General features: G+C 69.7%; 19 protein-coding genes. 10 read left to right on the top strand and 9 right to left on the bottom strand.

The genetic code is table 11. The features are described from left to right. Nucleotides 1-97: 97 nt before the first annotated feature. The 3 genes from glf to ABEA53_RS14440 are packed head-to-tail and all read left to right on the top strand — an operon-like array spanning nt 98 to nt 4,760. Nucleotides 98-1,255 carry a UDP-galactopyranose mutase gene (gene glf, locus ABEA53_RS14450; RefSeq protein ID WP_345481979.1) on the top strand — a complete coding sequence of 386 codons (1,158 nt, stop codon included), beginning with the start codon at nt 98-100 and terminating at the stop codon, nt 1,253-1,255. Then, nucleotides 1,252-3,042 carry a CDP-glycerol glycerophosphotransferase family protein gene (locus ABEA53_RS14445; RefSeq protein ID WP_345481977.1) on the top strand — a complete coding sequence of 597 codons (1,791 nt, stop codon included), beginning with the start codon at nt 1,252-1,254 and terminating at the stop codon, nt 3,040-3,042. Before glf ends, ABEA53_RS14445 begins: the two co-directional genes overlap by 4 nt. Beyond that, complete coding sequence (locus ABEA53_RS14440; protein WP_345481976.1) at nt 3,042-4,760, top strand: hypothetical protein; 1,719 nt, start codon at nt 3,042-3,044, stop codon at nt 4,758-4,760. Before ABEA53_RS14445 ends, ABEA53_RS14440 begins: the two co-directional genes overlap by 1 nt. A gap of 49 nt (nt 4,761-4,809) precedes the next feature. On the opposite strand, the gene ABEA53_RS14435 is transcribed toward ABEA53_RS14440, so the two are convergent. Together ABEA53_RS14435 and ABEA53_RS14430 are read right to left on the bottom strand one after the other, a co-directional pair. Next, nucleotides 4,810-5,805 carry a hypothetical protein gene (locus ABEA53_RS14435; protein ID WP_345481975.1) on the bottom strand — a complete coding sequence of 332 codons (996 nt, stop codon included), beginning with the start codon at nt 5,803-5,805 and terminating at the stop codon, nt 4,810-4,812. A 162-nt stretch (nt 5,806-5,967) separates the two neighbouring features. Beyond that, a complete protein-coding gene (locus tag ABEA53_RS14430; RefSeq protein WP_345481974.1) occupies nt 5,968-7,377 on the bottom strand; it encodes an SDR family NAD(P)-dependent oxidoreductase in 1,410 nt (469 codons plus the stop codon). 153 nt (nt 7,378-7,530) lie between these two features. Here ABEA53_RS14430 and ABEA53_RS14425 point away from each other — a divergent pair, with 153 nt between their 5' ends. Beyond that, nucleotides 7,531-9,480 carry a glycosyltransferase family 2 protein gene (locus tag ABEA53_RS14425; RefSeq protein ID WP_345481973.1) on the top strand — a complete coding sequence of 650 codons (1,950 nt, stop codon included), beginning with the start codon at nt 7,531-7,533 and terminating at the stop codon, nt 9,478-9,480. 13 nt (nt 9,481-9,493) lie between these two features. On the opposite strand, the gene ABEA53_RS14420 is transcribed toward ABEA53_RS14425, so the two are convergent. Then, entirely contained in the window at nt 9,494-9,886 is a 393-nt protein-coding gene (locus ABEA53_RS14420; protein WP_345481972.1) for a type II toxin-antitoxin system death-on-curing family toxin, read from the bottom strand. 119 nt (nt 9,887-10,005) lie between these two features. Here ABEA53_RS14420 and ABEA53_RS14415 point away from each other — a divergent pair, with 119 nt between their 5' ends. Beyond that, nucleotides 10,006-10,434 carry a DUF6630 family protein gene (locus ABEA53_RS14415; RefSeq protein ID WP_345481971.1) on the top strand — a complete coding sequence of 143 codons (429 nt, stop codon included), beginning with the start codon at nt 10,006-10,008 and terminating at the stop codon, nt 10,432-10,434. 4 nt (nt 10,435-10,438) lie between these two features. Here ABEA53_RS14415 and ABEA53_RS14410 read toward each other — a convergent pair whose 3' ends face one another. Continuing rightward, entirely contained in the window at nt 10,439-10,645 is a 207-nt protein-coding gene (locus tag ABEA53_RS14410; protein WP_345481970.1) for a CopG family transcriptional regulator, read from the bottom strand. Nucleotides 10,646-10,945: 300 nt separating this feature from the next. Between ABEA53_RS14410 and ABEA53_RS14405 the strand changes: the two genes are divergently transcribed. Further along, a complete protein-coding gene (locus ABEA53_RS14405) occupies nt 10,946-12,907 on the top strand; it encodes a fibronectin type III domain-containing protein (protein WP_345481969.1) in 1,962 nt (653 codons plus the stop codon). A gap of 61 nt (nt 12,908-12,968) precedes the next feature. Here ABEA53_RS14405 and ABEA53_RS14400 read toward each other — a convergent pair whose 3' ends face one another. From ABEA53_RS14400 to rfbA, 5 genes are all read right to left on the bottom strand, one after another. Next, nucleotides 12,969-14,501: a right-handed parallel beta-helix repeat-containing protein gene (locus ABEA53_RS14400; protein ID WP_345481968.1), complete on the bottom strand. Its 1,533-nt coding sequence runs from the start codon at nt 14,499-14,501 to the stop codon at nt 12,969-12,971. 128 nt (nt 14,502-14,629) lie between these two features. Then, entirely contained in the window at nt 14,630-16,039 is a 1,410-nt protein-coding gene (locus tag ABEA53_RS14395; RefSeq protein ID WP_345481967.1) for a sugar nucleotide-binding protein, read from the bottom strand. Between the two features lie 296 nt (nt 16,040-16,335). Then, nucleotides 16,336-17,499, bottom strand: a complete 1,164-nt coding sequence (locus ABEA53_RS14390) for an acyltransferase family protein (protein WP_345481966.1) — start codon at nt 17,497-17,499, stop codon at nt 16,336-16,338. A 153-nt stretch (nt 17,500-17,652) separates the two neighbouring features. Further along, nucleotides 17,653-18,651 carry a dTDP-glucose 4,6-dehydratase gene (gene rfbB, locus ABEA53_RS14385; protein WP_345481965.1) on the bottom strand — a complete coding sequence of 333 codons (999 nt, stop codon included), beginning with the start codon at nt 18,649-18,651 and terminating at the stop codon, nt 17,653-17,655. After that, nucleotides 18,648-19,523, bottom strand: a complete 876-nt coding sequence (gene rfbA, locus ABEA53_RS14380; RefSeq protein WP_345481964.1) for a glucose-1-phosphate thymidylyltransferase RfbA — start codon at nt 19,521-19,523, stop codon at nt 18,648-18,650. Before rfbA ends, rfbB begins: the two co-directional genes overlap by 4 nt. Before the next feature lie 73 nt (nt 19,524-19,596). Here rfbA and ABEA53_RS14375 point away from each other — a divergent pair, with 73 nt between their 5' ends. The 4 genes from ABEA53_RS14375 (at nt 19,597) to ABEA53_RS14360 (ending at nt 24,895) form a co-directional block, all read left to right on the top strand. Continuing rightward, nucleotides 19,597-20,103 (top strand): VanZ family protein, encoded by a 507-nt coding sequence (locus ABEA53_RS14375; protein WP_345481963.1) that lies wholly within the window; start codon nt 19,597-19,599, stop codon nt 20,101-20,103. Beyond that, nucleotides 20,054-21,682, top strand: a complete 1,629-nt coding sequence (locus ABEA53_RS14370) for a sugar transferase (protein ID WP_345481962.1) — start codon at nt 20,054-20,056, stop codon at nt 21,680-21,682. Before ABEA53_RS14375 ends, ABEA53_RS14370 begins: the two co-directional genes overlap by 50 nt. A gap of 610 nt (nt 21,683-22,292) precedes the next feature. Further along, on the top strand, nt 22,293-23,438 hold the full coding sequence (locus ABEA53_RS14365; protein WP_345481961.1) for a glycosyltransferase: 1,146 nt from the start codon (nt 22,293-22,295) through the stop codon (nt 23,436-23,438). Continuing rightward, complete coding sequence (locus ABEA53_RS14360) at nt 23,435-24,895, top strand: O-antigen ligase family protein (RefSeq protein ID WP_345481960.1); 1,461 nt, start codon at nt 23,435-23,437, stop codon at nt 24,893-24,895. Before ABEA53_RS14365 ends, ABEA53_RS14360 begins: the two co-directional genes overlap by 4 nt. Nucleotides 24,896-24,922: the final 27 nt, after the last annotated feature.

Raw genomic sequence — 24,922 nt, 5'->3', positions numbered from 1 at the left:
ATTGCCCGGATCGGCCGACTTTCGCGACACCCCCGTTCGGGGGCGCCGTCCTGTACCCCGATGACTACAGTGGCCGCGGCATGAGAGACGGGTGGGCATGACGGACCTTCTGGTTGTCGGATCGGGATTCTTCGGGCTGACGGTCGCGGAGCGGATGGCGGACGCCTACGGGCTGGACGTGACGGTCATCGACCGGCGCGACCACATCGGCGGCAACGCGTACAGCGAGCGCGACCCGGACACGGGGATCGAGATCCACCGGTACGGGGCGCACCTGTTCCACACCTCGAACGAGCGGGTGTGGGCGTACGTCAACCGCTTCAGCGCCTTCACCTCCTACGTGCACCGCGTGTACGCGAAGCACCGCGGCGAGGTCTTCCCGCTGCCGATCAACCTCGGCACCATCAACCAGTTCTTCCGCGGCGCCCTGGGGCCGGAGGAGGCGCGCGCGCTGGTCGTCGAGCAGGCGGCCGAGCTGGGCGGCGCCGCCCCGCGCAACCTCGAGGAGAAGGCGATCAGCCTGATCGGGCGGCCGCTCTACGAGGCGTTCATCCGCGACTACACGGCGAAGCAGTGGCAGACGGACCCGAAGCTGCTGCCCGCCGACGTGATCTCCCGCCTCCCGGTCCGGTACAACTACGACAACCGGTACTTCAACGACACGCACGAGGGCCTGCCGGTCGACGGCTACACGGCGCTGCTCGAGCGCATGGCCGACCACCCGCGGATCACGGTCGAGCTCGACACGGACTTCTTCACCTCGGAGGCGTACGGCAAGGCCAAGACCGTCGGCAACGTGCCGATCGTCTACACGGGCCCGGTCGACCGCTACTTCGACTCGAGCCTCGGCGACCTCGCCTGGCGCACGCTCGACTTCGAGCGCGAGGTCCTGCCGGTCGGCGACTTCCAGGGCACCTCGGTCATGAACTACTCGGACCTCGACGTGCCGTACACGCGCATCCACGAGTTCAAGCACTTCCACCCGGAGCGCGAGAGCCCGGCGGACGCGACCGTGATCATGCGCGAGTTCTCGCGGTTCGCGGAGACCGGCGACGAGCCGTACTACCCGGTGAACCGCCCGGCGGACCGCGACCGCCTGCTGCGCTACCGCGAGTTCATGCAGGACGAGCCCGACGTGTACTTCGGCGGCCGGCTCGGCACCTACCAGTACCTGGACATGCACATGGCGATCGGCTCCGCCATCTCCATGGTCGAGAACCGCCTGGCGCCTCGGTTCGAGACCGCCACGGCGTGAGGCGCGGCAGACCGGCGATCGCCGCGGTCCGCTTCGGGCAGGACTCCAGCGACGTCGTCGACCTGGCGCTCGTCGCCCTCGCGGTACTCGGGGCCGTCGTCGGGCTGCTGCTCGGCTCGTGGGCCGTCGCGCTGCTCGCCGCGGTGCCGAGCCTCGCGGCCGACGTCCTGCGGGGCGAGCGGCCCGCGCGTCTCCGGCGCCTCCGGCGCGTGCTGCTCGACCGGCCCGAGCGGTCGCTCGTGCGCAACGGGTCGGCCGCCGCAGCCGTGGCGGCGACCCCGCCGATGACGGAGTTCACGAACCTCGCCTTCCTGCTCGTGACGGTGATGGCCGTGCACCTGGCCCTGACGGCCTACACGGTGCTCGGCGTGCGGCGCACGCAGCGCGAGCAGGCCGGAATGACGTGGCGCCACCTCGACGTCGCAGGGGTCCAGGAGGGACCCGGTCCGCTGCCGGACCCGGTGCAGGACCGGCTGCCGATCGACGGCCTGCGGCTGCTCACCGCCTCCGAGGTGCTGGTGCTCGCGGGCTTCGCGCTCGCCGCCGGAGGCGTGCGAGTCGTGCCGTGGGTGCTCGCCCTGCTGGTGCTGGCCGTCGCGCTCGCGGTGCTGTGGACCGCGTGGCGCGCCTGGGGGCCGCACGAGGGGCACCGCGTCCGCGACTCCGACGTGTCGGTGACGCAGGCGGTCGCCGACCTCGCGCCCGAGGTCGTCTTCTACTTCTCGTCGCCCGCCGACGGCACCTACGCCCTCGGCGTCTGGGCGAGCGTCATCAACGCGCTCGAGCGGCCCGTGCTGGTCGTGCTGCGCGAGGCCGGTCACCTGAACGGCGTCGAGACGATCCTCAAGCCCACGGTCGTCGCGCCCACCGTGGCGCACCTGCTCGCGGTGACGCCGCCGTCCGTGCGCGTGGTGCTCTACCCGACGAACGTCGTGCGCAACGACGAGATGATCCGCATCCCGGGCCCCATGCACTGCTTCATCGGCCACGGCGACAGCGACAAGGTGGGCAGCTTCAGCCCACTGAACCGGATGTACGACGAGATCTGGGTCGCCGGTCGCGCGGCGATCGACCGCTACGCGGCGGTCGACGAGGGCATCGACCTCGGCGTGCTCCGGGCCGTCGGCCGGCCGCAGCTCGCGGACATCCGCCGCGCCGAGCCCGCGGCGGTCGTGGCGGACAAGCGGCTCACCGTGCTCTACGCGCCGACGTGGGAGGGCTTCTTCGACGAGGCCGACTACTCCTCGGTGGCCGCCATGGGGGAGCGCATCGTCGCCGGCTGCCTCGCCGCAGGCGCCGACGTGCTGTTCAAGCCCCATCCGCTGACCGGTCACCGGCTGCCGGAGGCGGGCCGCGCGCGCGAGGCGATCGACGACATGGTGCGCCGCGCCGGCGGCGGCAGCGAGGTCGTGGCGCCCACGCCGAACTCGCTCTACGAGGCGTTCAACCGCGCGGATCTGCTCATCAGCGACATCTCCAGCGTGATCACCGACTTCCTCGCCTCCCGCAAGCCCTACGCGGTGAGCAACCGGCGCGACGTGCCCGATGCGGAGTTCCGCGCGATGTTCCCCTCCTCCTCCGCCGCCGAGCTGCTCGGCAGCGACCTGTCGACCCTGCCGACCGCGCTCGCCGACGCGGCGGGCGCGGATCCGCGCCGGGCGCAGCGCGAGACGCTCGCCGAGTACCTGCTCGGGCCGGAGGGCGACCCGATGGTCGTGTTCCTGCGGGAGATCGACGGCTTCGTCGAGCGGGCGGACGCGCGCATCGCGCGGATGGCGGGCGCCTGATGCGGCCCGTGCTGCGGGCGGGGATCACCGGGGGCCTCGGCCTCGCCTACCTCGTCCTGCTCGTCTCCGCGGTGGTGCCGCTGCCGATCCTGTTCCTCGTCGCCGCGGTCGTGGCGGTCGGCATGGAGCTCGTGCTGTCCCGGCGGGCGCCCTACCTGCTCCCGGAGGCGTTGAACACCGGCCTCGGCGTGCGCTTCCGCCTGCTGTCGCTCGACGTGCTCACCGCCCTCCTCGCGGCGCGGCTGCTGCCCGACGCCGGCCGCATCGTGGCGCTGGCGATCGTCGCCGTGCTGCTGCTCGCGGCGGGCCGCGACGTCGCCCTGGTGTTCGGGCGCCGGCTCCGCTGGCGCCTGAACGGCGGCCCCGTGAGCTGGCGCAACCTGGACGTGCCGGGTCTGCCCGCACCGCGGTCCACCCCGCCGGTGCCGCAGCTCGACCTGCCGTTCACGCTGCTGACGCTGCTGATCCCGCTCGGCTACGCGATCGGCTCGGTCACCGACAAGTACGGCGCCGCGATCGCCGCGCAGTGGATCGTGATCGCGGTCGTCGTGCTGTTCCTCGCCGGCAGGTTCGTCCAGTACCTCGTGCTGAACCGGCCCGACGCCGACGTCCGGGAGGCGGTCCGCGCGGCGATCGAGCAGGCGGCTCCCGAGGTCGTCCTGCACCACGCCGGGCGCCGGGGCACCGTCGAGCAGGTGCTGCTCTGGGTGCCCGCGCTCCTCGCGCTCGAGCGGCCGTGCCTGATCGTCGTGCGCGAGCCCACCCACCTCGACGCCCTCGACGGGTGCGGCGTCCCGGTCGTGTGGGCGCCGCGCAGCCAGGACGTCGAGCTGTTCATGGTCGCCTCCGTGGACCTCGCGCTCTATCCGTCGAACTCCACGAACATCAACAACCACCTGCTGCGCGTGCCGGGCATCTACGACGTCCTCGTGGGCCACGGGGACGCGGACGAGCCGGAGTCGGGCAGCCCCCTCGCGCGCATGTACGACGAGGTCTGGGTCGCCGGAGCGCTCGGGCGCGAGCGGTACGCCTACCCGGTCAGCGGCGTGCCCGCGGCGAAGGTGAAGGAGATCGGCCCCGTCCGTCCGCCGACACCCGAGCCGCGTCCTTCGGGGCCTCGGCCGACCGTCGTCTACGCGCCCTCGTGGGAGCAGGTCGCGGACGCCGCCGATCTCGACTCCCTGCTGACGCACGGCGAGCAGATCATCGAGGCCCTGCTGGCCCGCCAGGACGTGCGCACCCTGTTCGTGCCCGCGGCCCCCACGGGCTCGCGCGTGCCCGCGATGCAGGAGCTGGCGGAACGCCTGCGCCGCCGCGTCGCCGCAGCCGGCGACGACTCCGCGACCTGGCCGCCGGAGCGCCTCCCGGAGGCGCTCGCCGCCGCGTCCTTCGCGGTCGTCGACGTCTCGCCGGCGCTGGCAGAGGCCGTGCGCGCCGACGTGCCCTTCGCGGTGCCCGCCGTGCGCGGGCTCGACGCCGCGGCGATGCACGCCGAGTTCCCGACCACGCAGGCCGGCTTCGTCCTCGGCGGCTACCCGCAGGACGTGTTCGCGGCGCTCGACGACGCGCTCGGCGCCGACGAGCACGCCGCTGCCCGGCTCGCGCTCGGTCGCCGGCTCGACGCCTCCGACGAGTTCACCGGCCGCTTCCGCGCCGCGGTCGACCAGGCGATCGCGGTGCAGCGCCGCCGCCGCGCCTTCGCCCGCCCCGCCGCCTAGCCCGCCACCGAGCGGCAGTCCCGCCCGCCCGCGCGGGCGGGGCTGCCGCTCAGCGGCGGACTCGTGGATGCGCGAGCGCCGCCTCCGCCGCCCAGTCGCTCAGCGCGGGCCGGTGCTGCTCCGGCCGGAGGCCGACGGCGGCGAGGACCGGCCGCAGCAGTGCCGGGTTCCGCGCCTCGCGGTACCCGAACCGGGCGAGCCCGGCGATGCTGCGGCGAAGCCGGTCCTCCCGCCACTTCTCGCGGACCACCGCCGCGCCCGCGCCCTGCGGCGCCAGCGCCGGGTTCAGGTACTTCTCGAGACCATCGATCTCCGTGCCGATCCGTCGACGTCGGTCGAAGGTGTCGAGCACGCCGGCGAGCCCCTGGCGGTCGCGCACCTCGTGCTGCAGCTCCTGCGGCGCCAGGCCCAGGCGGAACATGCCCACCCGGCCGCACGATTCGGCGACGGACTCGCCGCCCGGGTGAGCGAACGCGACGACGTCCTGGATCCGCCTGCTCGCCCGCCTCGGTCCGGCGAGGTCGACGGCCTGCTCGAGGAGGCTCCGCGGCAGTCCGCGGAGCAGCACCGCGTCCGCGACCGCGACGCCCGCTTCGAAGGCGCTCCCGCCTGCGAGGTCGATCACCGTGCGCCCGACGTCAGTCACCAGGAGCCCGCCGACGCTGACGAGCTCGCGCGGGACGATCGTGAAGGCGTGCGTGAGCACGCCGTCGAGCCCGCGCCGCTCGTCGCGGACGCCGCCGAGCACGTGCACCCGGTCCAGCCGGGCGTCGACGACCGGGAGGTCGTGCAGCACCGCCGCGGACCAGGAGGAGAACACGGGCGGTTCGTCGGAGACGGCGTCGAGGGCCCGAGCGAGCAGGACGTGCCGCTGTCGCTCCCGCTGCCAGCCGTCGCCGGCATCCCAGTCCTCGGTCCGGACCGTCACCCCCTGCCGCAGACGCGTGCGCAACCCGCGCTCGACGTCCCGCGAGAGTGATCGCCGTTCACCGGCGTCGTACGAGCCGCGACGGACGACGGTGAGCTCGACTGCGAAGGGATCCACGCGCAGCACCCTGGTGCTGATCGCGCCGTCGCGAGGCGTCGCCTTCTGGGGAGGAGCACCCCTCGGGCCGCATCGGACGAGTCGAGCCGCACCCCCGCCCCGCAGAGGCAGCTCCGTCTGCCCCGGCGGGCGGGGCTGCCGCTCAGCGGCGGGGGAGGCGGTCTACGCGGGCTGCGGGGCCTTGTCGCGCCGACGCACGTCGACGATCTGGCCGGTGACGGGGGAGAGCAGCGTGTCGAGCGACGCGATGGCGACCGTCTCCGCAGCGAGCAGCGTGCCCTCGGGCTCCTCGCCGAACGCCTTCGTGCGCATCGGCGTGCTCGTGCGCTCGGGGTTGATGCAGTTCACCCGCACTCCGGCCTCCACCCACTCCTCGGACAGGGACTGCGTCAGGTTCACCGTCGCGGCCTTCGTCGCGGAGTACATGCCGTAGTTCGCGCGGCCGCGGGTGTAGCTGCTCGACGTGAAGTAGAGCAGCTGCCCCTTCGTCTCCTTGAGGTAGGGCAGCGCCTCCTGGGCGATGATGATCGGCCCGAGCAGGTTCACCTGGATCGTCTTCTTCACGGCCTCGTGGCTGAAGGTCTCCAGACCGCCCATCTCGAGGATGCCGGCGGAGTTCACGACGTAGTCGATGCGGCCGCTCTGCCGCTTCGCCTCCTCCAGCGCCGCCTTCACGCGCTTGCGCTTGCGGATGTCGGTGCCGGTGGAGGAGCGGGAGAAGGAGAACACGCTCGCGCCGAAGCGCTGCGCCGCGTCCGCGATCGCCGCGCCGATGCCCTCGCTGCCGCCGAACACGACGACCGTCTTGCCGGAGAGCGCCGCCTCGCGCTCGGAGGACGACAGCCCCTCCGCCTCCGCCGTCTTCAGCTGGAACAGCTTGTCCGCGATGAAGACGTCGATCGACTCGGTGATCTTCATGTTCTCGTCGGAGCCCGCGACCACCGCGATGGGCACGTCGGGCGTGTACTTCAGCACCACGGTGCAGTCGTCGGTGGCGACGAAGTTCTTGTCGCGGCCGGCGCGCTCGTAGGCGCGGCGGATCGCGGAGTTCAGGAACGCCTGGGGCGTCTGCCCGCGGCGGAGGAGCGCGCGCGGCGGCACGTCGACCAGCACGTTCGTCTCGGTGTTGATCTGGATGATCGTGTCCGCGGACGGGATCGCGACGTCGACCGCCCCGTAGTGGTCGAGCGCGTCGACGCAGTCCTGCAGGATCCGCTCGTCGACGAACGGGCGCACGGCGTCGTGGAACAGGACCTTGCACTCGTCCTCGCCGAGCTGCTCGAGCGCGAGGCGCGTCGTGTCGTTGCGGGTCGCGCCGCCGGGGTGCACGCCGGTCAGCTTCGGGTAGCGGCCGGAGGCGATGAGCTCCTCGACGGCGCCCATGTGGTTCGGCTCCATCATCACGAAGATCTCGTCGATGCAGTCCGCCGCGTCGACCGCGGCGATCGTGTGCTCGATGATCGGCTTCCCGGCGATGCGGGCGAGCTGCTTGGGCATCCCCAGCCCGGCTCGTACCCCGACGCCGCCCGCCAGGATGACCGCGACCGTCCTCAAGCGTTGCCCCGTCGACATGGACCGAAGCCTAACCGGCGGGGCCCGGCGGGCGGCCGATCACCGTCCGCGGGAGGAGGCGGAGGGCGCCGCCCTGCGCCGGGTGAGAGGAGGACTCGATACAGTGCCCGGTCAGCCCCTCCGCGGCGGCGTCGAAACAGAAGGTGTGTGGTGGTGTCCGGGAATCCCCGAATCTCCGTGGTGATCGCGGCCTACTCACCGGGTGACGGCTTCGACCGGGTGATGGCCTCGCTCGACTCCCAGACGCTGCCGCAGGACGAGTTCGAGACGATCGTCGTCGACGACGGCTCGCCCGACGACACGTTCGACCGGCTCTCCGCGCTCGCCGCGTCCCGGCCGAACATGCGCGTCGAGCGGATCGAGAACTCCGGCTGGCCGAGCCGCCCCCGCAACGTCGGCACCGACCTCGCCCGCGCCCCCTACGTGCTCTACGTCGACCACGACGACAAGCTCTACCCGGACGCGCTGCGTCGCCTCGCCGAGTACGCGGACGAGACCGGCGCCGACGTCGTCAGCGCGAAGGAGCAGCAGACCCGCAGCGTGTGGTGGGGCACGATGCCGTTCCGCAACGGCAACGTGGCGAACGCGGTGCCCGGCGGCGACATCCACCAGCTGATGCCGATGATCCCGCACAAGCTGTACCGGCGGGCGTTCCTCGCTGAGCACGGCATCCGGTTCCCCGAGGGGAAGCGGCAGCTGTGGGAGGACATCTTCTTCAACGTCGCCGCGTGGCGGCACGCGAAGGTCGTCTCGCTGCTCGCCGACACCCCGGTCTACCTCTGGGTGCTCACCGACAAGAACAACTCGAGCAGCTACGGCCCCGGCGGCAAGGAGTTCTGGAACCGCCTCGACGTGCTGCTCGAGTTCATCGACCGGACGCTCGACGGCGAGGACTTCGCCCGCGCGCGGCAGGACGAGTTCCTGCACCAGTGGCGCGGCCGGGCGCTGAAGCGCTTCTCGAAGCTGTGCGGCACCGCGGACGACGAGCGGCCCACCCGCTCGCTCCCGCGGGCGCAGTCGGTGCTCGAGCGCTACGTGCCCGAGGAGCAGGACCCGCTGCTCGGCGTGATCGCCTGGCCGCACACGGTGCTCGTGCGGGCCGGACGCGTCGACCAGCTCGGCGACCTCTGGCGCCACGAGCAGAAGGTGCAGGCGCGGTTCACCGGCTCCGACGTGCGCTGGGACGGCGGCGTGCTGGAGGGGCGGGTCGAAGCGCGCTGGGTGGGCGCCGACGGCCGTCCGCTGCGGCTCATCGAACGGGACGGCCGCATCTACCGCGACCTGCCGGCGGACATCGCGGCGCCGCTCCCGCCCCGGTCGCTCGACGTGACGGACACCCTCGACTCGTTCGTGCTGCGCGTCGGCGCGCACTCCCGCACCGAGTACGTCACCTGGGACGCGGAGGTCGACGGCACGACCGTGTGGGAGCGGCTCGCGCCGGGGGTCGTCACCCCCGTCTCCCGCGGCACGTTCCGCGCGGACCCCGAGCGCCTCGCCGGCGGCCGCCCGCTGGTCGAGTCGGTGTGGGAGCTGTCGGGGATCGTCCACTGGTCCGACACCGCGCGGAGCCAGGGCGTGAAGGTGAAGATCCCCGCGATGCCCGCCCTGCCGGCACGTCGTGCGGCGGTCGCCTACACGAACAAGGCGGGCACGCTCGGGATCGACCTGAACGGGGCCTCCCGCAACGTCGTCGGCGACGGCGGCCTGCACGGCGGTCGGGCGCAGGGCACGATCGACGCCTTCGTGCTGCCGGTGCCGAAGGTGCAGACCTGGGGCTCCGTGCGGCTCCCCGTCGAGATCCGGTTCGAGCCCCGCCGCGGCGACGCCCACCTCGTCGCCGGCACGCTCGTCACCGACCCGAACCACCCGCGGCTCGAGGCCGGCGGCGCCGTGCCTCCCGGCCGCTACCTCCTCTCGTTCCGCGCCGAGGGCGGCGTGGAGCGGCTCGGTCGCTGGTCCGCGCACGTCACCCGCCGCGGCGCGGTCGTGCTGCACGACACCCACCTCCGGCCGAGGCGGTCGACGATCCCCGGCCTGCAGGCGGAGGCCCGCCGCATCGCTGGCGGCGTGCGCCGGCGCGTGCTGCGGTGGCTCGGGCGCTGACCGCGGCGCCCGCTCAGGCGGAGGCGGGTCCGATGCGGGTGTGGAGCCGGTGCGCGAGCTCGTTCGTCGCGAGGTAGCCCTGCTGCACCTCCCGCAGCAGCGAGAAGATCTCGTTGTCGGTGAACTGCACCGTCTTGCCGTTCAGCTCGAGGAACACGTTCGTCGCGAGCCAGGCCAGGCGTTTGTTGCCGTCGAAGAGCGCGTTGCTGCGGGCCAGGCTCTCCATGAACGCGGCGGCCTTCATCGCCAGCGGCGTGTAGACGTCCATCCCGCGGTACTTCAGCGCCGGCCGGTCGACCGCGCCGATCAGCAGGCCCAGGTCCCGCACGGCCTCGCGCAGCGGCGACTCGCTGAACATCTCGACGATCTGCACCACGTCGTCGATCGACAGGTACTCCGTCGTCACGGTTCGGGACGGGTCGGACACACGACTCCAGAAGGACCGGCGCGGGCGGGTGGACGGGCGCGCCGTCGAGGACGCGCGGGACCAGGCTACCCAGCAGCGGGGTGCGGCAGGATCGCACGATGACCGACGCGGGGGAGTGGCAGCGGCTGTGCGCGCTGCTCGATGACGACGAGTCCGTGCGGGAGGCCGTCGAGGAGGCGCTGGAGGCGGGCGACGACCCGTGGGAGGCGCTGCTCGACGGGCTCGACGAGGCCGGCGCGCTCGCCTACCTGCAGACCGAGGACACCGGGATGGAGCTTTCGGACGCACTGGTGCAGCTGCCGCGCGTCTTCAAGCTCCAGCCCGACCTGGGCGAGGTCACGGACACGGACGAGCTCGATGACGCGACCGCCGCTGCGGATCGGATCCTGTCCGCAGGGGGCCTGCGCACGCTCCGACTCGTCGAGGAGGACGACGCATGGCCGGTCGTTGTCGTGCCGGCGTCAGCGGTGGAGCAGATCCAAGGTCTGATCGGCGCGCTCGGTCACCAGGCGGTCGTCGGCGGCTGAGGTCTCAGGCGTCCGCGAGGCGCTCGAAGAGGCCGCTGTACCGCGTGAGCAGGCGCTTCGTGGAGCGCTCGACGAACTCCGCGTGGTCGCGCTTCGGGGCGACGATGTCGATCGCCTGCGCAGCCGCCTGGTTCTTGCTCATCCGGAACTGCCGAGCGAGCCGGGCGAGGGTCTCGTCCTCGGCGGGGCTGAGGCGGAGCGTCATGGCCATGGGTTCAACGTACGGTCGAAGGTGAGGGTCGACGGGAGGCGCGGCGGGCGATTCAGGAATTACCTGCGCCTGACGTGCCAGGGGCTTCGGGGGACAAGACATGGAGGCGGGGTACGTCTTCTTCCATGATCACGGGTCGGGTGGTTACAGTGGCGCCACCCGAACCGGCTTACCCGAGCCGATCTCTCGACCCATCGAGGTACATCCATGGGGTCTACCCAACCCTTCTTCCGGCGCGCCCTCGCGCTCTCCCTGGCGGGCGTCCTCTCGGCCGCGGCGCTGATCGCCCTCACTCCGGTCGTGGCGACGGCTGATACCAAGGCGCCGACTCCTGTTTCCGGCGAGGCGCTCCCGACGGTGCAGGTGGACGGCGTCGTGTGGGCGCAGACGGTGATCGGGCACACGGTGTTCGCCGGCGGCTCCTTCGCGCAGACGCAGGTGGCCGGTGCGAGGCCGAGCTGGCCGAAGACGCCCAGGGCGAACCTGCTCGCCTACAACGTCGACACGGGCGAGCTGATCGCGGATTTCGCGCCGCAGGTGAACGGTCAGGTCCTCGGATTGGCGTCGTCGCCCGACGGTACCCGCCTGTACGTCGTCGGCGACTTCACGAGCATCAACGGGGTGACCAGGAGTCGCATCGCCGCGCTGGACCCCAACAGTGGAGCCGTCCTTCCAGGCTTCGCGCCCGTGCTGAACACGACCGCCATGGCAGTCACCGCCGTCGGGTCCCGCGTGTTCGTGGGTGGAGGCTTCACCGCGGCATCCGGAACCACGAGGAGCCGTGCGGCGGCATTCGATCAGAGCGGGAACCTGCTCCCGTGGGCTCCGCAGCCCGCAGGCGGCGTCGTGCGGGCCGTCGTCCTGTCCCCGGACAGCAGCAAGGCGCTGATCGGCGGCAGCTTCACCAGTACGAACGGCCAGTCAGCGCCGGGCCGCGGTATGGCCGCAGTCGACTCGACGAGTGGCCGCTCGCTGCCCTGGGCGGCCGGGAAGGTCATCCACAACGGTGGTGTCGTCGATGATCCGATCGCGCCTTCCACGGCGAGCTCGTCGATCTACAGCTTGTCCACCCTCGGCAACATCGTCTACGCCACGGGTCAGGCGACTGGAACGACCTGGCAAGATGCGAACCTCGAAGGCATGGTCGCCATGCGCTGGGCTGACGGCTCGATCCAGTGGCTGGAGGACTGCCACGGTGACACCTACTCGAGCGTGCCGTTCGACGACGCCGTGTACGTCGCCAGTCACTCGCACAACTGCTCGACCCTGGGTGGTTTCGGCGAGATGAGCCCGGACGCGCATCGAGCGATCGGCTTCAGCCAGTCCCCGACCCAGACCCTGCAGCACAACACGCAGCAGGGTCCGGGCAGCTACCAGGATTTCGCGGGCATGCCCGCGCCCAGCCTGGTCGACTTCTACCCGACGTTCCTCGTCGGCACTTACACGGGCGCGTACCAGGCCGCGTGGAGTGTGACTCAGGGCGCCGGGTACCTCCTCTACGGCGGCGAGTTCCAGCAGGTGAACGGCGAGCGCCAGACGGGCCTCGTGCGCTTCAAGGGGTATCCCGACACCTCCACGGGCGTCGTCGAGGCTCCGACTCCGACTCCGACTCCGACATCGACGCCGACTACCGCGCCCTCTCCCTCTCCGTCACCTGCTCCGGGTTCGCGTCCCAGCCGCGTCAGCACGCCGGATGCGATCGCGCTAGGTCCCACGAAGGCGGCCGTGAGGTGGAGTGCGCCGAAGGGTGCGGTCGCGGACAAGGTCTCCGGGTACGTGGTGACCGCGTACAAGGGGTCCAAGGCGGTGCAGCGCACCACGGTCGGGAAGAACGCACGTGTTGCGACGCTCTCCCATCTGGCCAAGTCGACGACCTACAAGATCGGGGTCGCCGCGAAGAACAGCCACGGCACCGGCGCGAGCTCCCTCCGCGATTCGGTAAAGACCAAGGCGAGCGGCGCGAACGTCTCGGCGACGAAGAAGCCGGGCAAGGTCGCGAAGCCAAGCGTGACGACCAGGGTGGCGGGCATCCGCGTTCGCTGGAGGGGCGCTTCGGTCTCGGGAGCACTGCCAGTGGCGACGTACCAGGTGCGGATCGCGCTGCACGGCAAGACGGTCAGGACCGCCCAGGTCGACGACCGGCTCCGAGCGAAGCTGGTGAGCGGCCTCAAGCACCATGCCTCGTACACGGTGTCCGTCAGAGCGCGGAACTGGGTCGGGTGGGGCGCGTGGTCGCTGGCGAAGGGCGCCCGCACGAAGTGAGATGACACGAGAGCGCCGGGCGGTCGAACCGCCCGGCGCTCTCGTCTTCCTCGTCCCTTCGCTATCCCGCGGCGCCGCGAGGGGGCTTGCTGGGATTGATCCGCTTCCCGAACAAGTCGACCTTCACCGTCTTGGGAATGGCGACACCGCGCTTGAAGCTGGACGGATGCTTCGGCTTGTAGCCCTTGAGCGTGCCCATTCCTGTCCGGCCCGAGCCCGCCTTCTTCAGGCCGGGGTTCACCCACGAGGTCTTCGCGTCGCGGGGACGGCCCGCGCCCTGGTTCCCGATCAGCGTATTGGCTGCGGTCGTGACCTTCTTCGTCGGCCAGAAGTAGTTGTTCCAGCTGTAGTTGTAGACGAGGTTGTTCTTGAACGTGATGCCGGACCCGTGCGCGCCGTTGAAGTACCGCACGACGCGCGCGCCGGCTTTCGACGAGTTGTAGATGGTGTTGTTGTAGATCGAGGTGTTCCGCGCCGGCCGCGAGCCGATGAATGCGATCGCAGACCGACCGTTGTTCTGCAGAATGTTGAAGCGCACGACCGCGTTCCGCGATCCGCAGAGGAGCACGCCGCCGGCTTCGTTGTCGTGCGCGTAGTTGTACTCGACGACGGTGCCTACAGCAGATACGTCGACGTCGAATCCTTCGCCGTCGCCGCCCTTGGCCTTGGTTCCCCACGCCTCGTTGTGATCGATGCGAGTGTTCTTCGATGTCGCGGTCCAGATGCCTGCGTTGGCGGTCTTCGGCGAGATCTTGCCGCACTCGGCGCAGGGCCAGGCGCTGTTGGCATTCGAGACGCGGTTGTGATCGACGCGAGCGCTCAACGTGCCCCGTACGACGATTCCATCACCGCGCGGCTTGTCGATGCGGTTGTAGGAGACCCGAACGCCCGTGTCCGCCGACCTCGGGTAGTTGTGATTCGAGACCATGACGCCGGTGCGGCCGACGCCCGCGATCGTGTTGTTGCGGATCGTGAGACCGCTGAACCAGTTCGCGCTGCGCTGAGTCGAGGTGACCGCGATGATGCCGCCCCACTCTCGAGGATCGCCGTAGTTCTTGTTCATGCTGCTCGCGACCGATCGGACGTCGACGCGCTGCACTGTGATCCCGGAGAGCTTGCCGGCGCTGTCGTTCCTGATCAGGACGCCCGCGCGGTACAGCTTCGAGGAGCGCCCACCCACCGTGTTGGTGATGCGGAGGTCCTGGATCGTCCAGTACTGCTGGTTCCGCAGCTCGACCGCTCCGGTGGAATCGACCGTACCGCTGCCCGCCACGAGCGGACGGCTCCCCTTGCCGTAGGCGCCGAGCACGATGGGAGAGCCGGCTGCACCGCTTCCAGTCGTACTGAGACGACCGTGGCACGAGCTTCCGCGCTTCAGAAGGACCTGGTCACCGGGGTGGAAGTCGCCGTGACTGGAGATGCTCGAGAGTGAGGTCCACGGAGAGGCTTCGGACCCGGAGCCCGCGACCTTCGCGTTGCAGTTCACGTAATACTTCTGCCCGGTGCTGGCCGAAGCCGATTCGGCAATTGACGTCAGAGCGACGCCCGCGACGGCGACCGCCGTGAGCGTCAGTGTGGCGAGGAGGCGCCGCATGCAGGTCCTTCCGGAAGACGGATCGGCGCTCAATGACGCGCCGGTCGGTCATGCTTCCCGAAGATCGTCGCAGCAGGGACGTCCCGAGCGCGTGTCTCCAAGACGGGGGGTAACTGTTCGGGTGCACGTTAAGTCGTTAAGTACTCGCGAAGTGCAGTCACCTGGTCGACGGGCTCGAAACCGGTCTCGACGAGTCGAGCGAGGTCGAGTGTGGAGTGCAGCGGCCGAGGCGCGATGCCTCTCCTGCCAGCGAAGTATTCGGACGTGGAGACGGGGGTGCCCCGACCCGGCTCGTGCCCCGTCACCTCGAACACCACTTGCGCGACCTCCGCCCACGACATCGGCGAGCCGGCGTTTGACAGGTTGTAGGTGCCGCTGGCGGCGGCGGACAGCAGGTGGGCGATGCCGCGTGCGATCTCCTCCGCGAAGGTCAGCCTCCCGACTTGATCGTCCACGACGGACGGGTCGATGCCGCGCTCCGCGAGAGAGGCCATCGTCCGGACGAAGTTGTTCCCGTCACCGATCACCCAACTCGTCCTGATGATGTAATGGCTCGGCACCGTCCGGACGAGCGCGTCGCCAGCGGCCTTCGTCTGGCCGTACACGCCGAGTGGGGACAAGAGCTCGTCCTCAGAGTGCACTTCGACGCTGCCGTCGAAGACGTAGTCGCTGGAGACGTGCACGAGCGTGATGCGGTTCGCCGCAGCGACCCTCGCCATCGCCCCGACCGCGGTGACATTAACCGCCCACGCCTCCCTGCGGCCCTCGGGGCTCTCCGCTGCATCGACGGATGTGTACGCGGCCGCGTTGATGATGACTCCGTAGTCCTTCCAGTGCTTCGACGTCCAGGCTGCGGGGTCGGTGACGTCGAACTCTGCGCGCGTGGTGAACTCGGCGTCCGGAAACGTCCTTCGAAGCGCTCGGCCGAGCTGTCCGTTGCCGCCGAGCACGAGCATTTTCCGCGGCTTCATCGGCTCGACCTCGGCGAGGCGCGGGTGCGCCTGGTCCTTCACAGAGATCTCGACCGACTCGAGCGGGATCGGCCACTCGATGGCAACCGTCTCGTCGGCCAGGTTGAGGAAGGTGTACTCGGCGTTTTGGGACCAGTGGTCGTTGACAAGGTACGTGTACGCGGTGCCCGGCTCGAGGGTCTGATAGCTGTTGCCGACGCCTCGCGGCACCAGGATCGCCCGGCTCGGGTCGAGTTCGGCGGTGAACACCGCGCCGAAGGTCGGACCATCTCGCAGGTCCACCCACGCGCCGAAGATGCGCCCGGTAGCGACCGAGACGTACTTGTCCCAAGGCTCCGCGTGGATGCCGCGGGTGGTGCCGACGGCATCGTTGAAGGAGATGTTGTTCTGCACCGGGTCGAGGTCAGGCAGACCGAGGGAGAGCAGCTTCTCGCGCTGCCAGTTCTCCTTGAACCATCCTCGGTTGTCGCCCGGGACCGGAAGGTCCAAGAGCACCAGCCCGGGGATCGCAGTCTCGGTCCGCATCAGCTTCTTGACGTGCTCCACGGTCTCTCCGTTCCGGCGCATCGGTCACGCCGGAAGGGAAGCCTACGGCGGACGTTCAGGGCACTCGAGCCTGGCTTCTGACGCCGAGGCACCGTGAGAAGCGCCGGTGATCTTCACCAGGGCTCGAAGAAATCGCCCGCAGCGTCGGAGTGCCCGGCGGGCGTCCGGCACCCGACGGTTCTTCGGTGCTACCCCTCAGTCTGGGAACGACTCAAGTCCGGGGCTCCAGCGGCGGCGCGGGCATGGCGCGCCGTACTGCGTGTCAGCTCGAGGTCGACGGTCCTTACGCTGCCTTGCTTGACCGGGATTGGCCCACCTCATCGCGTGCCGGGACTCATCTCCGCCGACGCCCGATTTGTCCCATCGCCGCTGTCCGTGTACCTGTCGGCGCCGATCGAGACGGCACGCTTCGGCTGAGCTCTGCTACTGAGCAGAAACCGCAGGACGCGTTCGGCCGGCCGCTCGACGAACTGATGCAGGACGATGCTGAGCGCGATCGACAGTGCGATGACGACGACGCACGACAGCCACACGGGCATCAGCGCCGCCACGAAGCGCGTCCACATCTGAAGAACGAGGAAATGGCACATGTACAGGGCGAAGGACGCCTCGCCCAGCTTGACGACGACATTGGAGGCGAAGCCGTTCCTCCGACCGTCGAGGTCGGAGGTGGCTGCCGCGACAATCAGCAGGCAGGTGGCAGGGAGGATCAAGAGATCGGCGACGACTCGCGTCGTGCTCACGGAGAGCAGCGGGAGGGCTCCGACGATCAGCCCGTAGGTCGTAGCCGCGACGGCCATGGCCCAGTTGAGGCTGACCCGTGACCGGTAGCCACGTCGTACGGCGACGGCCAGGGCGACCCCGAGGACGAACTCGCCGAGCCGGTACCACGGACCCTTGTACAGCAAGCCAGATGCGATTTCGGCGGACGTACTCGACCTGACGGCGATCGCGACGACCACGAGTGCGAGGAATGTCGTCATTGCGAGGGTTCGGAAGCGGACCCGAGTGACCACGGCGATGACGACCGGGAACATCGCGTAGAAGAACGCCTCGCAAGCGAGCGACCAACTGGCTCCGTTGAGTGAAGAGCCCCAGCTCTCGAGTGGCACCCAGGAGTGCACCAGCAGGAGGTTCGCGATCACGCGCGGCCAGCTCAAGGACACACCGAGGATGAGGACAACCGGTACCGCGGCTGCAGCGGTGACGAGTTGAAGCGGGTAGATCCGTGCGAACCGACGCGCATAGAAGTCACGGAGTGACACGCGGCCGTCGTGGACCCAACCCAGCACGAACCCCGAGAGCACGAAGAAGAAGGCGACCCCGACGTAACCGCTTCCAAACAGGTTACCGAACGGGCCGTTTGGAACCAGGAAGTACGAGACGTGGTGGAGAAGGACAAGGGCAGCTGCCCCGAATCGGAGCCCCGTCAACGTGTTCAAGCGGGGCGTGCGGCCTGCGCGCCGTTCGAGTGTCGTCACCCGGGTTCGCCGGACCAGGGTCCGTGGAGCGTACTGGTGCGAGGTGAGGGACACTCGGCCAGTGAACGCGACCGATCGCTCGGACGCGGCCACTCACGCGGCGTGTTCGGAAGGGACGGACGACCGACTCGCCTGCAGGGCGCCGGCCCGGAGTCAGGCCTGGCCCTGCTCCTGGTAGCGGGCCTCGGTCGCAGCCTTCTGCGGACGCCACCAGTCCTGGTGGTCGCGGTACCAGGCGATGGTGTTCTCGAGGCCGGTGCGGAAGTCGCCGTAGGCGGGCTGCCAGCCGAGCTCGGTGCGCAGCTTCGTCGAGTCGATCGCGTACCGCAGGTCGTGGCCGGCGCGGTCCGTGACGTGGTCGTAGGCGTCGGCGGGCTGGCCCATCAGCTCGAGGATCGTCTCCACGACGGTCTTGTTGTCCTCCTCGCCGTCCGCGCCGATGAGGTACGTATCGCCGATCGCGCCCTTCTCGAGGATCGTGAGCACGGCGCGGGAGTGATCGGTCGCGTGGATCCAGTCGCGGACGTTGAGGCCGGCGCCGTACAGCTTGGGTCGGACGCCGTCGAGCACGTTGGTGATCTGCCTCGGGATGAACTTCTCGACGTGCTGGTACGGCCCGTAGTTGTTCGAGCAGTTCGAGATGGTCGCCTGCAGCCCGAAGGAGCGCACCCAGGCCCGCACGAGCAGGTCGCTGCCCGCCTTCGTCGACGAGTAGGGGCTGGACGGGTTGTACGGCGTCTGCTCCGTGAACCGGTTCGGGTCGTCGAGCTCGAGGTCGCCGTAGACCTCGTCGGTGGAGATGTGGTGGAAGCGGGTCCCGTGGCGCCGCGCGGCCTCGATCAGCGTGTAGGTGCCGATGATGTTCGTGTCGAGGAACGGACGCGGGTCGTGCAGCGAGTTGTCGTTGTGGCTCTCCGCGGCGAAGTGCACGACGGAGTCGGCCTCCCCGGTGAGGCGGTCGACCAGGGCCGCATCCGCGATGTCGCCGACGACGAGCTCGAACCGGTCGGTCGGCAGGCCCTCGAGCGAGGCGCGGTTACCCGCGTAGGTGAGCGCGTCGAGCACGACGATCGAGTGATCGGTGCTGTCGAGTGTCGTGTGGACGAAGTTGGAGCCGATGAACCCGGCGCCGCCGGTGACGAGCAGCTTCATGCCTGCTTGCCCCTTTCGAGGAGTGCGAGGAGGTACTGGCCGTACCCGGATTTGGTGAGCTTCTCCGCGCGGGTGCGGAGGCCGTCGTCGTCGAGGAAGCCGAGCCGCCAGGCCACCTCCTCGGGGGAGCCGATCTTGAGTCCCTGCCGGTGCTCGATGGTGCGGACGTACTCGCCGGCGTCGTGCAGCGAGTCGTGGGTGCCGGTGTCGAGCCAGGCGGTGCCGCGGCGGAGGACCTCCACCTGCAGCTTGCCGGCGGCGAGGTAGGCGGAGTTGACGTCGGTGATCTCGTACTCGCCGCGGGGGGAGGGGGCGAGGTCGCGGGCGATGGCCTTCACGTCGTTGTCGTAGAAGTAGAGGCCGGGGACCGCGTAGTTGCTCTTCGGGGCCTTCGGCTTCTCCTCGAGGGAGATCGCCTTCCCGGCCGCGTCGAACTCCACGACGCCGTAAGCGGTGGGATCGGCGACCCAGTACGCGAAGATCGCGCCGCCGTCGAGGTCGGAGTAGCGGCGCAGCTGGGTGCCGAGGCCGTCGCCGTAGAAGATGTTGTCGCCGAGCACGAGCGCGACCGACTCGTCGCCGATGAAGTCCGCACCGATCACGAACGCCTGCGCGAGCCCGTTCGGCTCGGCCTGCACGGCCCAGCTGATGGAGATGCCGAACTGGCTGCCGTCGCCCAGCAGGCGCTGGAACTGCTCGGCGTCGTGGGGGGTCGTGATGACGAGCACGTCGTCGATGCCGGCGAGCATCAGCGTCGACAGCGGGTAGTAGATCATCGGCTTGTCGTACACGGGCACGAGCTGCTTCGAGATGCCCATCGTGATGGGGTGCAGCCGCGTGCCGGAGCCGCCGGCCAGGATGATTCCGCGCATCTGCCCAACTATTCCGCACGCCGACGGGCGGGCGCCCGACCCCGAGCGGGGCTCGGCCGTATCCTCGACCGCCATGAGCCGCGCGACGCACGCCGGCGCGTTCCGGGTGCGGTTCGTCGCCGTGCTCACGATCATGTACGTCGCCGTCGTGCTGCTCGTCACGCTGTGGCCCACCACCGTCGACCGGAGCATCGACCCTTACCTCGACCGCGTCCTGCAGGAGCTGCACGAGCGGGGGATGCCGACCTTCGTCGACTACGGCTTCATCGAGTTCTCCGCGAACATCGTGTTCTTCGTACCGGTCGGGTTCCTGCTCGGGATCCTCTTCCCCTACCGGCTCTCGTTCCTGGCCGTGGTCTGTGGAGCGGCGCTCTCCGCAGCGGTCGAGATCGCTCAGGGCCTGTTCCTGCCCGGCCGGGTGTCCAGCCTCGCGGACGTCGTCGCCAACTCGTCCGGAGCCGTGATCGGGTATCTGGTCGCCGTCGCTGTGCGGATGCTGATCCTCCACCGGGACACATTGGTCATCCGCGATGTGCTCGAAGGTCGGCGTGCCTCGAACGGGTTACCCGTTTCCAAATAGAACCTATGTCGACCAGGAGACTGACCGGCTGGGGGAAATGGTGGCTGTGACCACGGAACGACCACGGCTCGCGGGCGATGCGCCCCGGGCTCGAAGCGTGCGCCGTCTGCGCGACGAGCAACCCATCGGCCTGCCGATCCGCCGCACGAACCCCACCTGGGAGAAAGCGTTCCAGCGGCGACTCGTGGTGTCGGACGCGCTGATCCTCGCGGCCACGCTGCTCGGTACCCAGGCGATCTGGATCGGCATCGACAGCTCGGAGACGATCGTCTCGACCGTGCTGCCGTTGGGTGTGCCGTACTCCGCGGCGACCGCTGCGACCTTCGTCCTCTGGCTCGTGTTCCTCAAGGTTCTGGGAACGAGGAACCCGAGAGTGATCGGCTCCGGCTTCACCGAGTACAGCCGCGTCGCCGGGGCGAGCTTCCGACTCTTCGGACTCGTGGCGATCGTCGCGCTGCTCCTGCAGTTCCTGCCGGCGCGCGGCTACATCGTGACGGCGTTCCCTGTCGGCGTGCTGTTCCTCATTGCCTCGAGATGGGCCTGGCGGCAGTGGCTGCGGCGCGAGCGGCGCAGTGGGCGGTACCTCATCCGCGTCCTGCTGGTCGGAGCCCCGAGTTCAGTCGCGCACCTTCATGAGGAGTTCGCGCGTAGGAAGTACCTCGGCTTCGAGATCGTGGGTGCTTGCGTGCCCAAGCACTCGTCCGCGGCGGTTACCTCCGACCTGCCCGTCGAGCGCCTCGGGGCGTTCGAGGACGTCGGTACGGTCGCGCGCCGCCAGCGCGTGCACGCTGTCGCGCTCGCCGGCTCGGAGGACCTGCCGCCGGAAGCGGTGCGCCGCATCGGCTGGCGCCTGGAGTCCACGGGGGTCGACCTGATGGTCGCCCCAGCGATCACCGAGGTGGCCGGGACCCGCATCCATACTCGGCCCGTTGGCGGCCTTCCGCTCATGTACGTCGACTCCCCGTCCTATGAGGGGGGCAAGAAGACCGCGAAGACCGTCCTCGACTTCGGGCTCGCGTGGATCGCCATCATCTTGACCGCACCGTTGATGCTCGCGACCGCCATCGGTGTGAAGCTGACCTCGCCCGGCCCGGTGCTGTTCCGGCAGCAGAGGATCGGGTTGAACGGCAAGGCGTTCAGCGTCTTCAAGTTCCGCTCCATGCGCATCGGTGCGGACGCGGAGCTCGCCGACCTGCTCCGTCAGCAGGGCACCGACGACAAGCCGTTGTTCAAGGTGGAGAACGACCCGCGGATCACTCGGTTCGGCGCCTTCATCCGCAAGTACTCGCTCGATGAGTTGCCGCAGTTCTTCAACGTCGTGCGCGGCGAGATGAGCATCGTCGGCCCCCGCCCGCAGCGAGCGGAGGAGGTCGCCCTGTACGACAACGCGGCGGGGCGACGACTTCTCGTGAAGCCCGGGATCACAGGCCTCTGGCAGGTCAGTGGCCGCAGTGACCTCTCATGGGAGGACACCATCCGGCTCGACCTGTACTACGCCGAGAACTGGTCGCTGCTCGATGACTTCGTGATCCTGCTGTGGACGGTGAAGACCGTCCTCCAGTCCAGGGGCGCGCGGTGAGTTAACGACCCGGGCCCACTGGTGACCGCATGTCCGCAATCGCAGGGGCTTTCGAGTCAGCCGGTTCGGTCGATCCGACCGGCGGCGGGAGCGCGCTGGCCCTTGCTGTCAGGCTTGGGGTCGGATGTTCGACGAACGAGCGGTCCCCGCTCCACTGAAGCAACAGGGAGGTACCGCGAGCGGCGCGCGGCCCAGAGGTGCAGCACCAAGCATCGAACGTTTGTCCACTGCGCGCGGGTCTCTCCGCGCCGCATCGGATGCTCCTGTTCGTCTGCGGGGCGCGATCGAGGCGAGGATCGCACCGTCGAGGACCCTGACGGATTGCGTCCATCCCGCCTCGGCCGCGCCGTCGCCGAGGTCCGCACGGGCGCCTTGGGCGTCGAGCGGGTCGACTTTTAGCGCGCCGTGAGGCGTTCGACGGCGTTGCACCTCGAGGAGCCGGGGTGCGACATCGGCCCCTTTCCCGTGGGCGGAGCTGCTCGGTCAGTCCGCCCGCTCCTAATCAGACCGGGTCCTGGCCGGCTGAGGTCGGGCGTGGCGGAGCGGCTGAAGTCCGACTCGCCGGGCGCTACCCCCCGTTCGGGTGGTTGTCGCTTACCTTCGATCCGACATGAACGACGATCTCTCGCGCAAGGGCGTGCTGGTGCACGAGTGGCTGGAGCCGACGGGCGGCTCCGAGAACGTCTTCGAGGTGATGGCGAGCGTCTTCCCCGAGACGCCGATCGTGACGCCCTGGAACAACGCGCCGGGGCGCTTCTCGCCCGCGCGTGTTCGCGAGACCTCGCTCGCGCAGACGCCCCTGCGCCACTCGAAGCCCGCGGCGGCGCTCGCACTGCCCTTCGTCTGGCGATCGAAAGCGCTCGCGGCCTCGGCGGAGTGGGCACTTATCAGCAGCCACCTCTTCGCGCATCATCTCCGGGTGGCTCCCGATGCGACGAAGCTGGTCTACGTGCACACTCCTGCTCGGTACATCTGGAGTCCCGAGCTCGACCCGCGCGGCGCCGCCCTCAGTGCTCGCGCCGCAGCGGCTCCGCTGAAGTGGATCGATCGGAAGCGAGCGCGCGAGGCATCGAGCATCGCCGCCAACAGCCGGTTTGTGCGCGACCGGGTGCGGAGGCACTGGCAGCGCGACGCCGAGGTCATCTATCCGCCTGTCGCTGTGCTCGACGTGCGGCGCTCCGCCGATGAGGAGGCGTGGCAGCATGCGGCCGACGGAGATGTGGTGGCCGGTCTTCCCGAGGAGTTCCTCCTCGGCGTGTCGCGGTTCGTGTCCTACAAGCGGCTCGACCTCGTGATCGAGGCCGGAGTGGCGACTGGACTGCCCGTCGTCATCGCGGGCGGTGGGCCGGAGGAGGACGCCATTCGCTCGCTGGCCGACGGGGCGAGCGTCGACGTGCGCATCGTGCAGCGTCCTAGCAGCGCCGTTCTTCACGCGCTGTACAAGCGAGCGACGGCTCTGGTCTTCCCCGCTGTCGAGGACTTTGGCATCGTGCCAGTCGAAGCGATGGCGGTCGGGACCCCCGTGATCGGGGTCGGGGCGGGCGGGTTGCTCGAGACAGTGAGCCACGAGGAGACCGGCTACCTCCTCGAAGAGTTCGATCGCGAGGGGCTGCAGCGGGCTGTCAGGGCTGTACGAGAGCTTCCGCGCGACGTGATCTCCGCTTCGGCGGATCGTTTCTCCGACGCCGCGTTCCGGAGCGCCCTCGGCGGGTGGGTCGACTCCATCGTTCCGCAGGCATCGGCTACGCGCGCATGACCGACACCGACTTCGATCCGCGTGCTCCCGCGCGGCGAGCGACGGCAGCGATACCCGTGCGATCGGATCACGTCGGCTCGCTGGATGCTGCGCGCAGTCGTCCGTCGCGGATCGCGAGGTCGGTCTTCGCCGTCCTGCTGTGCGCTTGCCTCATCACGTACTCCCTGGTCTGGGCGCGGGTCGTGGTGGGCGGCGTGGCGATCCCGGCGCAACGCGTGCTCGTGGCCGTTACCGTGGTCGCAGGCATCGCCGACGCGATCTGCACCCGCGGCAGGCCGCCGCGCCGCGTTCTGGTGCTCGCCGGCCTGAGCGTCCTGTGGTTGGGGTGGCTCGTCGTGAGCCTGGTCGTCCGGAGCGCGACGCCGGACTTCCAGCTGAACCCGGCGGTGATGGACCTTTCCAAGTACGCAGTGGCTCTCGGCATCGCGATCGTCTTCGCTTACGCGGTCGCTGCAGCCGTAGTCGGTCCGCGCACCATCGCGACCATGCTCATCGTGTCCTGCGCGGTCACGGTCGTGATCTGCGTGCTCTGCCTGGTGCTGTACTGGGTGGGATTCCGCCTGCAGGACGACTCGGTGCTGAAGACGTTCGGTGCTGCCTGGGGCGTCTGGCCCACGTCCGGACCGATTCCGCGCGTCGTCGGACCGGCCACCGAACCGCAGCAGCTCTCCGTGCTCTTCGTCACCGGCCTCCTGCTCGCTGTGGGGCGGCGCGGGTACGGCTACATCCTGCTGAGCGCGGCCGGCCTCGTCGTCCTCGTCCTATCCCAATCGAAGTTCGCGCTGCTGTCGATCCTCGTGGTACTCGCGGTCTGGCTGCTGCGGCTCGGTCAGCGATGGGGTCTTCGACGAAGAGGGTGGACGGTGCTCGGCGCATGCGCTGCACTCCTGCTCGTGCTGCTGGGGGTGGTGGCCTCGCTGCTCCCGACGTTCCAGGAGGCGCTGAAGGCCGGGCTCTCCGCGGGAGCGTTCACCGAACGGGCCGACAACGCCACATTGCTGGTCCACGCCTTCCAGACGCACCCCGTGTTCGGCATCGGCCCGGGCCAGTACGGGGCGTTCCGATCGCAGCAGCTCGGCATCCCAGTCGACAACGGGTACTACCCGAACAACGACTACCTCAAGGTGCTCGCTGAGACCGGGATCCCGGCGCTGGCGATGTTCGCCGCGATCCTCGGGGTGTTCGTCTGGGCACTCGTGCGCGGCGCTCGCTCACAGGGCATCGGCGACGGTGCCTCGTCGACCGAGGCGGCGAACCGGGCCGGCTTGCTGTTCGCCACCGGCGTCGGCGGCGTGCTGATCGCCTTCAACATGATCATCGGCTACGAGATGCTGCACGTCTTCTTCTGGATCAACCTCGGGATCGTCGTAGGTGCGGCGGAGTCGCTGCAGGCGAAGCGGGGAAGCCTCGGTCGAGCTCGATCAGCCGGCCGTCATAGGGTCAACGCGCAGCGCTGACCCTATTCCAGAACGACGGCTAACCGC

It is taken from the genome of Amnibacterium soli (assembly GCF_039544415.1).
GTDB lineage: Bacteria > Actinomycetota > Actinomycetes > Actinomycetales > Microbacteriaceae > Amnibacterium > Amnibacterium soli.
Note: the sequence above shows the minus strand (reverse complement) of the source record. Positions and strands in the feature narration are given on the sequence as shown.